The sequence below is a fragment of the Micromonospora sp. WMMA1363 genome (assembly GCF_030345795.1).
Taxonomy (GTDB): Bacteria; Actinomycetota; Actinomycetes; order Mycobacteriales; family Micromonosporaceae; genus Micromonospora.
Genome location: NZ_JAUALB010000001.1, coordinates 226763 through 241252, shown reverse-complemented (window position 1 = coordinate 241252; position 14490 = coordinate 226763). Strand labels below are relative to the sequence as shown.

Annotated in this window: 10 protein-coding genes; 8 read left to right on the top strand and 2 right to left on the bottom strand. The window is 71.0% G+C overall.

From position 1 onward, the window contains the following. The first annotated feature begins 30 nt into the window (after window positions 1-30). From QTQ03_RS01160 to katG, 4 genes are all read left to right on the top strand, one after another. Window positions 31-1368, top strand: a complete 1338-nt coding sequence (locus QTQ03_RS01160; RefSeq protein ID WP_289276294.1) for a glycoside hydrolase family 18 protein — start codon at window positions 31-33, stop codon at window positions 1366-1368. Between the two features lie 240 nt (window positions 1369-1608). After that, complete coding sequence (locus QTQ03_RS01155) at window positions 1609-2238, top strand: class I SAM-dependent methyltransferase (RefSeq protein ID WP_289276293.1); 630 nt, start codon at window positions 1609-1611, stop codon at window positions 2236-2238. A 175-nt stretch (window positions 2239-2413) separates the two neighbouring features. Next, on the top strand, window positions 2414-2869 hold the full coding sequence (locus QTQ03_RS01150) for a VOC family protein (protein ID WP_289276292.1): 456 nt from the start codon (window positions 2414-2416) through the stop codon (window positions 2867-2869). Window positions 2870-3159: 290 nt separating this feature from the next. Further along, window positions 3160-5355, top strand: coding sequence for a catalase/peroxidase HPI (gene katG / locus QTQ03_RS01145; RefSeq protein ID WP_289276291.1), 2196 nt, complete (start codon window positions 3160-3162; stop codon window positions 5353-5355). Window positions 5356-5494: 139 nt separating this feature from the next. On the opposite strand, the gene QTQ03_RS01140 is transcribed toward katG, so the two are convergent. After that, window positions 5495-6457 (bottom strand): acyl-CoA desaturase, encoded by a 963-nt coding sequence (locus tag QTQ03_RS01140; RefSeq protein WP_502889675.1) that lies wholly within the window; start codon window positions 6455-6457, stop codon window positions 5495-5497. Between the two features lie 365 nt (window positions 6458-6822). Between QTQ03_RS01140 and QTQ03_RS01135 the strand changes: the two genes are divergently transcribed. The 3 genes from QTQ03_RS01135 (at window position 6823) to QTQ03_RS01125 (ending at window position 9770) form a co-directional block, all read left to right on the top strand. After that, entirely contained in the window at window positions 6823-7752 is a 930-nt protein-coding gene (locus QTQ03_RS01135) for a hypothetical protein (protein WP_289276289.1), read from the top strand. A 126-nt stretch (window positions 7753-7878) separates the two neighbouring features. Then, a complete protein-coding gene (locus QTQ03_RS01130) occupies window positions 7879-9147 on the top strand; it encodes a sensor histidine kinase (protein ID WP_289276288.1) in 1269 nt (422 codons plus the stop codon). Further along, complete coding sequence (locus tag QTQ03_RS01125) at window positions 9144-9770, top strand: response regulator transcription factor (RefSeq protein WP_289276287.1); 627 nt, start codon at window positions 9144-9146, stop codon at window positions 9768-9770. The genes QTQ03_RS01130 and QTQ03_RS01125 overlap by 4 nt, the downstream gene beginning before the upstream one ends. A 113-nt stretch (window positions 9771-9883) precedes the next feature. On the opposite strand, the gene QTQ03_RS01120 is transcribed toward QTQ03_RS01125, so the two are convergent. Continuing rightward, window positions 9884-11500 carry a GGDEF domain-containing protein gene (locus QTQ03_RS01120; RefSeq protein WP_289276286.1) on the bottom strand — a complete coding sequence of 539 codons (1617 nt, stop codon included), beginning with the start codon at window positions 11498-11500 and terminating at the stop codon, window positions 9884-9886. Window positions 11501-12032: 532 nt separating this feature from the next. On the opposite strand from QTQ03_RS01120, the gene QTQ03_RS01115 reads away from it, so the two are divergent. Continuing rightward, a complete protein-coding gene (locus tag QTQ03_RS01115) occupies window positions 12033-14423 on the top strand; it encodes an ATP-binding cassette domain-containing protein (protein ID WP_289276285.1) in 2391 nt (796 codons plus the stop codon). Window positions 14424-14490: the final 67 nt, after the last annotated feature.

The following is a 14490-nucleotide window of genomic DNA, read 5'->3' as shown; positions in this document are numbered from 1 at the left end:
CTGATTTCCCCGTCCGCTGTGGGAGTGCCGATGCGATCGTTCCGCCACCGCCGCCTCACCACCCTCGTCGCCCTGACAGCCATACTGGTCACCGCCGCCCCGCCGACCGCCGCGAGCGCGGACGCCGGCCGCCGGGCCGGATACCACCGGGTCGGCTACTTCACCCAGTGGGGCATCTACGGCCGGGCCTTCCCCGTCAAGAAGCTCGACACCTCGGGGGCCGCGAGCCGCCTCACCCACGTCAACTACGCCTTCGGCAACGTCAGCGAGGACGGGCGCTGCCAGGTCGACGGCGGGCCGGGCGAGGGTGACGCCTGGGCCGACTACCAGCGTCCCGTCCCGGCGGAGGAGAGCGTCGACGGCGTCGGCGACACCTGGGGCGAACCACTCAACGGCAACTTCGGGCAACTGGCCAAGCTCAAGGCCAGACACCCCGACCTGAAGGTGATGATCTCGCTGGGTGGCTGGACCTGGTCGACGTACTTTTCGAACGCCGCCCGCACCGACGCCTCCCGCAGGGCGTTCGTCGCCTCCTGCATCGACCTCTACCTGAAGGGCAACCTCCCGGTCCTGGATGGCGGCAGCGGCGGCCCGGGCGCAGCGGCTGGTGTCTTCGACGGCGTCGACCTGGACTGGGAGTGGCCGAACTGGCCGGGTGAACCGGGCAACGTGGTCCGCCCGGAGGACCGGGAGAACTTCACCAAGTTGCTCGCGGAGTTCCGTCGGCAACTCGACGCGTACGGCCGCCAGAACCGCAGGTACTACTCGCTGACCGCCTTCCTGCCGGCCAACCCGGCCGCAATGGACGCCGGCTACGAGGGACGCAAGATCTTCAGGTACCTGGACTTCGCCACCGTGCAGGGGTACGACTTCCACGGTGCCTGGGAGACGGTGACCAACCAGCAGTCGGCGCTACGGGTACCGGCGGGGGCGCCGGACGGCCCGGACTTCTCCGTTCAGGTGGCGATCGACAGCTGGATCGCCCGCGGCGCGCCGCGGGGCAGGCTGGTCCTCGGCATCCCGTACTACGGCCAGGGCTGGACCGGCGTCACCGGCGGCGGGAACGGCCTGTTCCAACCCGCGGCCGGGCCCGCGCCGGCCACCTTCGGCCCCGGATACGAGGACTACCGGCGGCTCAAGCCCCTGACCGACAGCGGCTTCACCGTGCACCGCGACCTCCGCGCCGGACACGCCTGGCTGTTCGACGGCACCACGTTGTGGACGTACGACGATCCGGCGGTCGTGTTGCGGAAGACGCGCTATATCCGGCGGACCGGCCTGGCCGGAGCGATGATGTGGTCGTTGGACGGCGACGACGACAACGCCACGTTGACCAGGACGATCAGTCTCGGGCTGGCCATCCGGTAGCCGCCGCGTCGCGTGCCGCAGCCAGCACCGGGCGTTGGGCACCGCGCCCCACGCCGCTGCGGCGGGCGCCGGCGTGGACGAACGGCGCACCCGGCCAGATCGCCGGCGCGGCACACCCTGGGGCGACGTCGCGAGGAGCGGGAGCACGGCGTGCCCCGGAGGGGTGGACATGGATGTGCGCACCGGGCGGTGGTACACGCGCGACGACCGACAGGTCGGGCCCGTCGGTGCCGACCGCTGATGTGGCGTCCGAACCGCTACGGTCGGGCGGCGCGTTACTACGACCTGCTCTCGCTGGAGCGGCCCGTTTACCGGATCGGTCGACACGCAGGCATCGCCGCTCTCCGGCTCGATCACGGCGACCGCCTCCTCGACGTGGGGTGCGGCACCGGCCTCAACTTCCCACCGGCACGGGCCGCGGTCGGGACCGACGGTGCCGTCGTCGGCGTGGACGCCAGCGAGGACATGCTCCAGCAGGCGCGCTTCCGGATCGACCGCCACGGGTGGACCAACGTCCGGGTGTACGCCGCCGACGCCGCCGACCCGCCACCGGCCATCACGGCCGGGGAGCCCTTCGACGCCGTGCTCTTCACGTACGCGCTCAGCGTCATCGGCGACTGGCGGCGTGCTTGGTCGCGGGCGTACGCGGCGCTCCGCCCGGGTGGGCGGGTGGCCATCGTCGACCTGGCCCTGCCGGTCGGCCCCTGGCGGGTGATGTCACCCCTGGCCCGACTGGCCTGCCTCGCCGGAGGGGCCGATCCGCGACGGCACCCGTGGACGCTCGTCGCCCACTGCGCCGTGGACGTGTCGCACCAGTCTCTCCGGGGCGGCCACGTGCACGTCGTCGCCGGAACCCGCCCCGTCGACTGATCACCCGGGCCGAATCATCCGGGTGATCCGGGCTGTCACCTGCCGGTTTTTCCGGAGAGCGCCCCCACCGTGGCGGTTGGAACTGGGAGGCTGGGACCGCGCCGGAGCCGGCGACCGAACCCGCACCGGCCGGGACGCCGTGTCGGCGGGCCCCGGCGACCGTGAGGAGACCCCGATGGTGGACCGTGCCGACCTACCCGCACCGCAGCAGGGCCTGGTCGTCACGCAGTTCCTGACGGTGCGGGACGTCGCGGTGTCGCGGAGGTTCTACGCCGACGTCTTCGACGGGCAGGTTGTCCTGGCCGAGAACCCCGCGATCGTCCGGATCGCCAACAGCTGGATCATCATGAACCCCGGCGGGGGTCCCACTCCTGACAAGCCCGACGTCACCCTGACTCCGCCCGAGCCGGGGGATCCGATCTCCGCGTTCCTCAACGTCCGGGTGGCCGACCTCGCCGCCTTCTACGCGAACGCCCGGTCGAAGGGCGCACGGTTCCTGACCGAACCGCTCGACCGCAAGGCCGAGCTGCGCTGCTACCTCCGCGACCCGGACGGCTATCTCATCGAGGTCGGGCAGGCCACCGGCATGTTGGAGGGTGTCTTCGCCGACCGGCCCACCAGGTCGAGTTGATCGCGTCGCACCCAACGGCCGTCGAGGCCGGTGGGCCGCGTCCGCGGCATCAGCCTGGCCGGGACGGCCTCCCGCGCCCACGACCCACGCAATATCTCCGGCCAGGCCGATAGCGGCGGGGGTCAGGCAACGAAACGGCACCTCCCACTCGCCGCACCGTCGAATTGGTGGGGCAGTCAAGAATAAGTTGGGGCATACTTCGCACTATGCCACCTATTGGTGCGTACTCGGGTGTGTCGCCGCACCAGCTAACGGTGACCGAACGAGAGACCGACAGGAGAAGGACGGACGTGTCTCAGCGCGGCAGCGAGAGCGAAAGCCCAGCGATCCCCGCCCCGACTCCGAAGCCGACCCGGCCGAGGACCAACCAGGACTGGTGGCCGAATCAGCTGAACCTTCAGGTCCTCCACCAGCACTCGCCCCGGGCCAACCCCGTGGGCGAGGCATTCAGCTACGCGGCGGCGTTCAAGGCCCTCGACGTCAACGCGCTGAAGCGAGACCTCGTCGAGGTGATGACGACGTCGCAGGACTGGTGGCCGGCCGACTACGGCCACTACGGACCACTCTTCATCCGGATGAGCTGGCACGCCGCGGGCACATACCGCATCGAGGACGGCCGCGGCGGCGGCGGTGACGGCGCCCAACGCTTCGCCCCGCTCAACAGCTGGCCGGACAACGCGAACCTGGACAAGGCGCGCAGACTACTCTGGCCGGTCAAGCAGAAGTACGGGCAGAAGATCTCCTGGGCCGACCTCCTGGTCTTCGCCGGCAACTGCGCGCTGGAGTCGATGGGGTTCACCACCTTCGGCTTCGGCTTCGGACGCGAGGACATCTGGGAGCCCGAGGAGATCTTCTGGGGGCCCGAGGACACCTGGCTGGGCGACGAGCGCTACAGCGGAGACCGTCAGCTCGCCGAGCCCCTCGGCGCCGTGCAGATGGGGCTGATCTACGTGAATCCGGAGGGGCCCAACGGCACTCCGGATCCGCTGGCCGCAGCCCGGGACATCCGGGACATCTTCCGGCGGATGGCGATGAACGACGAGGAGACCGTCGCGCTCATCGCCGGCGGTCACACGTTCGGCAAATGCCACGGTGCGGGCGACGCCGGCCTGGTCGGCCCCGAGCCCGAGGGCTGCCCCCTCGAGGCGAACGGCCTCGGCTGGCGGAACACCTTCGGCAGCGGCAAGGGCCGGGACACGATCACCAGCGGGATCGAGGGCGCGTGGACACCCACCCCGATCACGTGGGACAACAGCTACCTTGAGACCCTCCTCGGCTACGAGTGGGAACTCACCGAGAGCCCGGCCGGCGCGAAACAGTGGCGGCCGAAGGGCGGCGCCGGGGCGGACACCGTGCCCGACGCCCACGATCCCTCGGTCCGGCACGCCCCGATGATGTTGACGACGGACGTCGCACTGCTCGCCGATCCGACCTACGAGCGGATCGCGCGGCGGTTCCTGGCGAACCCGGAACAGCTCGCGGAGGCGTTCGCCAAGGCGTGGTACAAGCTGCTGCACCGCGACATGGGCCCCGTTTCGCGCTACCTCGGTCCCTGGGTCCCGGAGCCACAGCTGTGGCAGGACCCCGTCCCGGTCGTCGACCACGAGCTGATCTCGGATGAGGACATCGCCGCCCTCAAGGTCAGGATCCTCGCGTCGGGGCCGTCCATCTCGCAGCTGGCAACGACCGCGTGGGCGGCGGCGGCGAGCTTCCGCGGCACCGACATGCGCGGCGGGGCGAACGGGGCCCGAATCCGCCTCGACCCGCAGCGGAACTGGGAGGTCAACGAACCGGCCCAGCTCGCCACGGTGTTGCGGGCGCTGGAACACGTCCAGCAGGAATTCAACGACGCACAACCCGGTGGGAAGAGGGTCTCGCTCGCCGACCTGATCGTCCTCGGCGGATGCGCGGCCGTCGAGCAGGCTGCCAGGAACGCCGGGCACGACGTCACCGTCCCGTTCTCGCCGGGCCGCACCGATGCCTCTTCGGACCAGACCGACGTGGAGTCGTTCGCGGTGCTCGAACCGAAGGCCGACGGGTTCCGCAACTACCTGCGAGCCGGACAGAAGCTGTCGCCGGAGACCCTGCTGCTGGACCGGGCCAACCTGTTGACGCTGAGCGCCCCGGAGATGACGGTGCTGGTCGGCGGCATGCGGGCGCTGAACGCCAACGTGGGCCAGGCACGACACGGCGTCCTCACCCACCGGCCTGGGACGTTGACGAACGACTTCTTCGTGAACCTGCTGCGTATCGGCACCGAGTGGACGGCCTCCGCCGCGGCCGAGAACGTGTTCGAGGGCCGGGATCGGGCCACCGGCGAGCTGGTGTGGACCGCCACCGCCGTCGACCTCGTCTTCGGTTCGAACTCCCAGCTCCGCGCCATCGCGGAGGTCTACGCCAGCGCCGACGGCCAGGAGAGGTTCGTCCAGGACTTCGCCGCGGCGTGGGTCAAGGTCATGAACCTGGACCGGTTCGACCTCGCCTGACGCCACGGGCCGCTGTGCCGTGCCCTACCAAAGGCCCGCTCTCGGTGACACCGCCGGTTCGCGGGGCACGGTGCTCGCCGGCGGGCTCGCCTCCCTCCGCGGGCGACGGGCGGTCCACCGATCGGTTGGGCCTCGGCTGTCAGGACGCGGCGCTCAGACGCGCGAGCCGGGCCGGGGTCGGCCAGCGCACGTCGTACGCGAGGCCAGTCTTCTCAAGGAGCCAGACGACCCGGGCGGAGATGTCGATCTGACCTGGGCGCACACCGTGCCGGGCACAGGTCGGATCGGCGTGGTGCAGGTTGTGCCACGATTCGCCCATGCTCAGCAGGGCCAACGGCCAGAAGTTCGCCGACCGGTCCCGGGCGGCGAACGGCCGCTCGCCGATCATGTGACAGATCGAGTTCACCGACCAGGTCACGTGGTGCAGCAGGGCCACCCGAACCAACCCGGCCCAGAAGAACGCGGTCAACGCGCCCCACCAGGACCAGGAGATGAGGCCTCCCATCACCGCAGGCGCGATCAGCGTGACCGCCGTGCACGCGCCGAAGAGGCGATGCACGACCCGGATGTCCCGGTCGGCCAGCAGGTCGGGCACGAACCGGCGTTGATCGGTCAGCCGCCGATCCAGCACCCAGCCCAGGTGCGCGTGCCAGAAGCCCTGCGCGAGGGCCGCCGGGGACGTGCCGAAGAGCCAGGGCGAGTGCGGATCACCCTCCTGGTCCGAGTAGGCATGGTGCCGGCGGTGGTCCGCCACCCAGTGCAGAATCGGGCCCTGCACCGCCATGCTCCCGACCACAGCCAGCGCGATCCGCGTTCCGCGCCGGGCCTTGAAGGAACCATGGGTGAAGTAGCGGTGGTAGCCGACCGTCACCCCCAGACAGGTGAAGCCGTACCAAGCGGTCGCCAGGACGACGTCCACCCAGGTCAGACCCCAGCCCCAGGCGACCGGGAGTGCGGCGGCCAGAGCCACGAACGGCACGATCACGAACAGGTACACCGCCACGTGTGCCGGCAACGACCGCCGCCCGCCCAAGAGCGTCGCTGGCTTCCGCCCGGCACGCGGTGGCCGTGGTTTCCTCGTGGCAGCAGCGGTGATCCGCATGGCGTCCCCGATCCGGTCGACTCGTTGACCCCGGGTGGCCCAGCACGAGAAAGGTCCGAGGTCCCGACGAAGGCCACCCTTGCGTGGGACGGTAGCCGGGCCAGGGGGCTGGCACACCGCTGGCGGACGAACCGCGTTCGCACGGCGGATTAACCGCGCGCGGCCGGTCGCCTGCCGATGGCACCAACGCCCCGGCCCGGTCCACCACCCGGGTCGGCGGCCGGATCGGGTCGGTAGCACGCCTCGATGGTCACGCGACCCGCGGTTCCTCCTCCCGGGGGTGGAGACGGCGTTCCGACCGCCGGCCGCGGACCGGGGCTTGGGGTCGGGCGTGTTCCGGTGCCGGGCTCGGCAGCATCCCAGGTATGACTACCGCGCTGCGTCGGGCGGCACACTGGCACCGCCCACTGATGATTTTCGTCTCGGCGATGGCGGTGCTCGCCGTCGTCTGCGCGGTCGGCGTCTTCGCCGACCCGCGCATCCTCACCGGCGTACCGATCTGGCTCAAGCCGTTCAAGTTCGCCGTGTCCTTCGCGCTGTACGGCACGACCCTTGCCTGGGCGCTCTCCCTGCTGCCACGACGCAGCCGTGTCGCGGAGTGGGCGGGCACGGTCGTCGTCGCGACGGCGCTGGCGGAGATGGTGGTGATCACCGGGCAGATGCTGCGTGGCACGACCAGCCACTACAACACGACGACGCCGCTGAACGCCGTCCTGTGGGGGGTGATGGGCACGTCGATCATGGTGTTGTTCGCCGCGCACTTCGTCATCGGGATCGTGGTACTACTCCGGCCGACCGCGGACCGGGTCGCCGCGTACGCGGTCGGGCTGGGGCTCGGCGGGTCCCTGCTGGGCATGCTGGTGGCGGTGCCGATGGTGCGGCCGAGTCAGGCGCCGGGAACCCCGGGGATCACCGGGGCGCACAGCGTGGGCGTACCGGACGGCGGGCCGGGGCTGCCGCTGGTCGGCTGGAGCACCATCGGCGGGGATCTGCGGATCGGACACTTCGTGGGACTGCACGCCCTGCAGGTGCTGCCGATCCTGGCGATCCTGTTGAACCGCTTCCTGGGGACGCGGTTGGACGAGCGCACTCGGATCCGGCTGCTCGTCGTCGCGGGCGGCTCCTACGCCGCGCTGACGGTACTGCTCACCTGGCAGGCGCTGCGTGGTCAGCCGCTGCTGCGTCCGGACGTCCTCACGGTGGCAGCGGCGGCGACCCTGGTGACCGCGACCGCGACCGCGGTCGGCGTGGTCGTGGCCCGTCGGCGCCGCCCCGACCTGGTGCTGGTCGCATGACCGGGATGCCGTGCATGACGTTGGGCGGTGGCCGAATCGTTCTGGTGTACCTCGGTGTGCGGAGCGGATGGGCCCGGCCGGTGGTGGGCTCGCCGGCCCCCGCGTCGCAGCGCCTAGGCTGATCCCATGGGGTGGGTGGGGCGCCTGTTCGATGCTCGCGACACGCTCGCACGGATGCTGCTGCTCGACCTCAGCGGTGTCGGCTACCTGGTCTTCGGCATCCAGGCCGGCCATCCGCCGACGGCGACGCAGTGGATCCTCGCGGTGGTCGCGTTCGCCGTCGCGCTGGCGTTCCACCGCCGGCCGCAGGTCAACCTGCTGGTGCAGGCTGCCCTGTTGGCGGTCGCGTTCCCGCTCGTCGACGACGTGACGATCAACCAGGTGGGCGCCAGCTGGGCGTTGCTGGAGCTGACCCTGTGGGAGCGCCGGCCGTGGCGGATCTGGCTGGCCGCCGGGCTGCTGGCGGCGGTCGACGTGGCCGATTCGATCGGCGATCCGTTCGGACGGTTCCTCTCGGGCGTCTTCGGGCTGACCGTGCAGGTCGGCGTGCCGTTGCTGCTCGGTCTGGTCATCCGGACCACCCGGGAGCTCGGCAGGCAGGCCGAGGAGCGGGCGGCGGCGGAGGAGCGGCGGCGCGAATCGGACAGCCGGGCCGCGCGGGCGGACGAACGCAGCGCCATCGCCCGCGAGCTGCACGACGTGGTCGCGCATCATGTGGCGTCGATGGTGCTGCGGGTCGGCGTGGCCCGGCACGTGCTCACGGATCTGGATCCACGGGTCGACGAGGTGTTCGACGACGTGCACGCCACCGGGACCGCGGCCTTGGCGGATCTACGGCGACTGGTCGCGGTCCTGCGCGACCCCGACGGGGTACGTGGTGACGCGACGCTGACCGCGATCGAGCCATCGGCGCTTCCGGCGGCGCTCGGCGCGGCGGTCGACCGGGCCCGGCGGTCCGGTGTCACGGTGGAGGTCGACATCGACCCCGGGGTCGGTTCGCTCGACGCGGTTCGCGGCCAAGCGGTGTTGCGACTGACCCAGGAGGCGCTGACCAACGTGGCCAAGCACGCCGGCTCGTCCGCACTGGCCCGCCTGGTGGTCTCGGTGGTCGACGACGCCGTCCACTGGGAGGTGTCGGACGACGGAAACGGCTGGGTACCGGCGGCGGTGCCGCCCGGTGGCGGCCACGGCATCACCGGCATGCGGGAACGTGTCGAGGTCCTCGGTGGCCGGCTGGTGGTAGGCCCGACGGGGGCGGGGTGGCGCGTCCGCACCGTCCTCCCGGCGGCGTTCCCCGCCTCACCGCCGACAGCCGCACCCCGCTCGGGCGTCGCCCCGCCCAGGCTCCACCAGCGGACGGCCCCAGCCGCGCCGCACCCGCCGGAGCCGGCGTGATCCGCGTCCTGCTGGTCGACGACCAGCATCTCATCCGCGCCGGCCTACGCATGCTCTGCGACGCCCAGCCCGACATCGAGGTCGTCGGCGAGGCCGACACCGGCCGCGAGGCGATCTCCCTCGCCGCGCGACTCGTTCCCGACGTCGTCGTCATGGATCTGCGCATGCCCGGCGTCGACGGGATCACCGCCACCGGCCGCATCCTCGCCGACCGCCCCGCCACCCGGGTCCTGGTGCTGACCACGTTCGGTGACGACGACCACCTCTATCCGGCGCTGGCCGCCGGCGCCTGTGGCTTCCTGCTCAAGGACGCACCACCGGCCGATCTGCTGGACGGTGTGCGCCGGGCCGCCGCAGGCGACAGCCCGTTCAGCCAGGACGTGCTGCGGCGTCTGGTACAACGCGCCATGCACGCCCGCGCCGATGCACCGCAGCCGGCCCACGGCCTGACCGCCCGGGAACAGGACGTGCTGAACCTGGTCGCCGAGGGCCTGTCCAACATGGAGATCGCCGACCGGCTGCACATCGGGGTCACCACGGTCAAGACCCACGTCACCAGCCTGATGGCCAAGACCAACAGCCCGAACCGGGTACGTCTGGCCCTGTTCGCCCATGGCGTCTGAGCCGCACCCGGCCCACCACCGCGGACGCACCCGGCCCACCACCGCGGACGCGCCCGAGCGCGACGGCGCAGGGCGGGCTGCGGCGCGGCCGCAGCCAGCGACCGGGGCCGGGATCATCCGCCGGCCGCGGCTTCTCGGTCGCACCGTGGCGGGACAGCACAGGTCGCCCGGTTTCCGCCCGCGCGCTTCGCGGCATACATCGCGCGGTCGGCGTGGGTGAGGGTGTCCCGAAGCGAGTATGCGGGGCCGCTCGCGACCCCGACGCTGACCTGCGCCGGCCACGCCGTCAGGCCGGCCACACCATCCACGGTCCGCTGGGCCACCTGCCTGGCGGCCGCGGAGTCGGCGCCCGGCAGGATGGCGACGAACTCATCTCCGCCCAGCCGAGCCACGAACTCGCCCTTGCAAACGCTGGCCGTGAGCACCTGCGCGACGGCCCGCAACACGTCGTCACCGGTGGCGTGCCCCAGCGAGTCGTTGATGTGTTTAAACTGGTCGATGTCCACGATCAACACCGCCACCGGAGCGTGGTTGGCGCCGGGGGAGGCCAGGTTCCGCAGGAAGTCGTCGAGACCGCGGCGGTTCGCCACTCCGGTCAGCGGGTCCGTCTGCGCCGCCAGTTCGGCCTGCTCGTGCTGCCAGCGCAGGACGTCGTACGACTGCATCGTCACCGCCGCGTGCAGCCAGCGGTGCCGCTGGCGCCACAGTAGCTCCGCGAGCGCGTCCCCGTAGGTGAGCCCCGGCGTGGCGTCGCGCGACCCGTTCGCCGAGAGCAGCACCGCGTGCGTCCGGTGCAGCGTCGCCGAGATCAGCCAGTCGGCGTCGGGTGGCCGGCAGGCGATGGCGTTCTCGATGACGCGCAGTGCCTCGCCCGGCCGCCCCGATCGACTGAGCGCGACGGCGTGAAAGGGTCGACACAGCAACAGCTCGTGCTGCTGCTGTGCCAGACCGTGGGCCTTCAGGCCGGCGATGTGCCGGGGGATGTCGGCCGCCGAGCCGGCCGCGTCCTGACCGTCGGCACGGGCACACGCGGCAAACAGCAGCGCCCAGAGCCGCCACACCTCCATCTGCGGCCCGGCGGCCTCCGCCACCGCCCGCATCGCGTGCTCCTCGGCGGCGGTGGTGTGTTTCGTCGCCTCGGCGGCCTGATCGACCTGGTGCAGTTCCAGCGCCCAGAGCAGGTTGAGCTCCGCCAGGTTGCACAGCCACATCGCGCGGTTACCGTTGTCCGGATACGAGGGCCCGCAGGCGGCCTCGTACGCCGCCTGGAACTGGGGCACGGCCAGCTCGTAGAGGCGCAACTGGGCGTAACCGATCGCGATCCCGGTGCGCGCGTTGGAGGCGATCATCGGATCGGGCTCACCGGCGAGCAGGGCGGTCTCCGCGCTGACGAGATCCCGGAGGACAACCTCGATGTCGTACTCGGCGATGTCCTGGTCGCCGAGGCGTAACCGCCTGTTGGCCCGAAGCGACAGCGCGCAGGAGCGCCATCCGACACTGCGTTCGCGGTCTGCCGCCGCCAACATCAGATCAGCCGCGGCGATCGCGGTAGGCAGGTCACCCAGCCGGGTCAGCGCCACGACGCGCGCGAAGTGCATCGCCGCCGGGCCGTCACAGATCTCCCCGGTGGCTTCGCGAAGTGCCGCCTCGGCGACCGTCAGCACCTGGGCCGCACCGCCAGCCTGCGCCTCCTCAAGGAGGCCCAGGGCCCGGAGGGTCACGTCGTTCATGCGGTCTCCTCCGCACCGCCCAGGATAGAAACATCCCAATGTTACGGTAGCGGACGCAATTCCCGGAGCCGTTGCCGCCGCGGGTGTGGCCCCGCCCACCCGCACCGCCCGACGCCAACCAACCATGGGGGCTCGCGGGGTCGGGCCGGTCCTCGCAGCGCCCGTGGGCCAGCGGAAGCCCGGCAACTCCGGCGCGACGTAGAATCTCGCCGGTGACCTGCTGCCCCCGTCGCGACGCAGCGGCGGCGCGGCTGCGGCGCGTCCGGGACCGGATCGACCGGGAGCACGCACAGCCGCTGGACGTCGAGGCGTTGGCCCGTGGCGTGAGCGCGCCCACAAGCGGGTCACGGATCCATAACCAGCGTGACCGCCCCAGGACGGGAGCCGACCGTGTACGCCCCTTCGCGACTGCGCCGTCCGCGATCCCATGGGGCAACCTGATCCGCATCAGCGTGCTTCACTGAACTGTTCGGTCGCGTCAACGCTGACGACGACCGCCGAGGCGGCCAAACCCCATATAGATGGAGACACGATGAGCGAGGCCATGAGGACAGATCCGCGGTCGGCTGCGCCGCACGTCGCCGACTACCACGACTTGATCCGCGTGCACGGCGCGCGCGAGAACAACCTCAAGGACGTCAGCGTCGACCTTCCGAAGCGTCGGCTGACGGTGTTCACCGGCGTCTCCGGGTCTGGCAAGAGTTCGCTGGTGTTCGGCACGATCGCCGCGGAGTCTCAGCGGCTGATCAACGAGACCTACAGCGCCTTCGTCCAGGGCTTCATGCCGACTCTGTCGCGGCCCGACGTCGACGTGCTCGAGGGGTTGACCACCGCGATCATCGTCGACCAGGAGCGGATGGGCGGCAACCCCCGCTCCACGGTCGGCACCGTCACCGACGCCAACGCGATGCTGCGGATCCTGTTCAGCCGACTCGGCAGGCCGCAGATCGGTTCGCCGCAGGCGTTCTCGTTCAACGTGGCCTCGATCTCGGGCGCGGGAGCGGTCACCATCGAGCGCGGCGGCACCACCACGAAGGAACGGCGGAGCTTCACCATCACCGGTGGCATGTGTCCGCGTTGCGAGGGCATGGGATCGGTCACCGACTTCGACCTGTCCGCGCTGTACGACGACAGCAGATCCCTCAACGAGGGTGCGCTCACGATCCCCGGCTACACCATGGACGGCTGGTACGGCCGCATCTTCCGCGGCTGTGGCTTCTTCGACCCGGACAAGCCGATCCGCGGATACACCAAGAAGGAACTGCACGACCTGCTCTACAAGGAGCCGACCAAGGTCAAGATCGAGGGGATCAACCTGACGTACGAGGGGCTGATCCTGAAGATCCAAAAGTCGATGCTGTCCAGGGACGTCGACTCGTTGCAGCCGCACATCCGCGCCTTCGTCGAACGGGCGGTGACGTTCACCGTCTGCCCCGAGTGCGGCGGCACCCGGCTCAGCGAGGCGGCCCGGTCCTCGAAGATCGAGGGAGTCAACATCGCCGACGCGTGCGCGATGCAGATCAGCGACCTGGCCGAGTGGGTCGGTGGCCTCGACGAGCCGACGGTGGGTCCGCTGTTGGCGGCGTTGCGGCACACCCTCGACTCGTTCGTCGAGATCGGGCTCGGCTACCTCTCACTCGACCGGCCGTCGGGCACGCTGTCGGGTGGCGAGGCGCAGCGCACCAAGATGATCCGTCACCTCGGCTCCTCGCTCACCGACGTCACCTACGTCTTCGACGAGCCGACGATCGGCCTGCACCCGCATGACATCCAACGGATGAACGACCTGCTGCGGCAGCTGCGGGACAAGGGCAACACCGTGCTCGTCGTGGAACACAAGCCCGAGGCCATCGCGATCGCCGACCACGTCGTCGACCTCGGCCCGGGCGCGGGGACGGCGGGGGGCCAGGTCGTGTTCGAGGGCACCGTCGAGGGGCTGCGGAAAAGCGACACGATCACCGGGCGCCATCTCGACGACCGGGCGACGCTCAAGACGTCGGTGCGCCCGCCCACCGGCACGATGGCGGTCCGCGGCGCGTCGACGCACAACCTCGTCGACGTCGACGTCGACATCCCGCTCGGCGCGCTGGTCGTCGTCACCGGTGTCGCCGGCTCCGGCAAGAGCTCGCTGGTGCACGGCTCGGTGGCCGGAAGGGATGGGGTCATAGCGGTCGACCAGGCCGCGATCCGCGGCTCACGGCGGAGCAACCCGGCGACGTACACCGGGCTGCTCGACCCGATCCGCAAGGCCTTCGCGAAGGCCAACGGCGTGAAGCCGGCACTGTTCAGCGCCAACTCCGAGGGCGCCTGCCCCACCTGCAACGGCGCCGGCGTCACCTACACCGATCTGGGGATGATGGCCGGCGTCGCCAGCACCTGTGAGCAGTGCGACGGGAAACGGTTCCAGGCGTCGGTGCTGGAATACCACCTCGGCGGCCGCGACATCAGCGAGGTGCTCGCGATGTCGGTGACGGAGGCCGAGAAGTTCTTCGGTGCCGGCGAGGCTCGCACGCCGGCGGCGCACAAGGTGCTCGAGCGGCTTTCGGACGTCGGGCTCGGCTACCTCACCATCGGCCAGCCGCTCACGACGCTGTCCGGCGGCGAGCGGCAGCGGCTCAAGCTCGCCACCCGCATGGGCGAGACGGGCGGTGTCTTCCTCCTCGACGAGCCGACCACCGGCCTCCACCTCGCCGACGTCGAGCAGTTGCTCGGCCTGCTCGACCGGCTCGTCGACGGCGGCAAGTCGGTCATCGTCATCGAGCACCACCAGGCGGTCATGGCGCACGCCGACTGGATCATCGACCTCGGTCCCGGCGCCGGCCACGACGGCGGCCGGGTCGTCTTCGAGGGCACCCCTGCCGACCTCGTCGCCGCCCGTTCCACCCTCACCGGCGAATACCTCGCTGCCTATGTCGGCGCCTGACCCACGCCGCCTTCGCAGCGATCCCGACAGAGCGGACAACCTGGACGGTTCGGCTACGCTGGCGGCG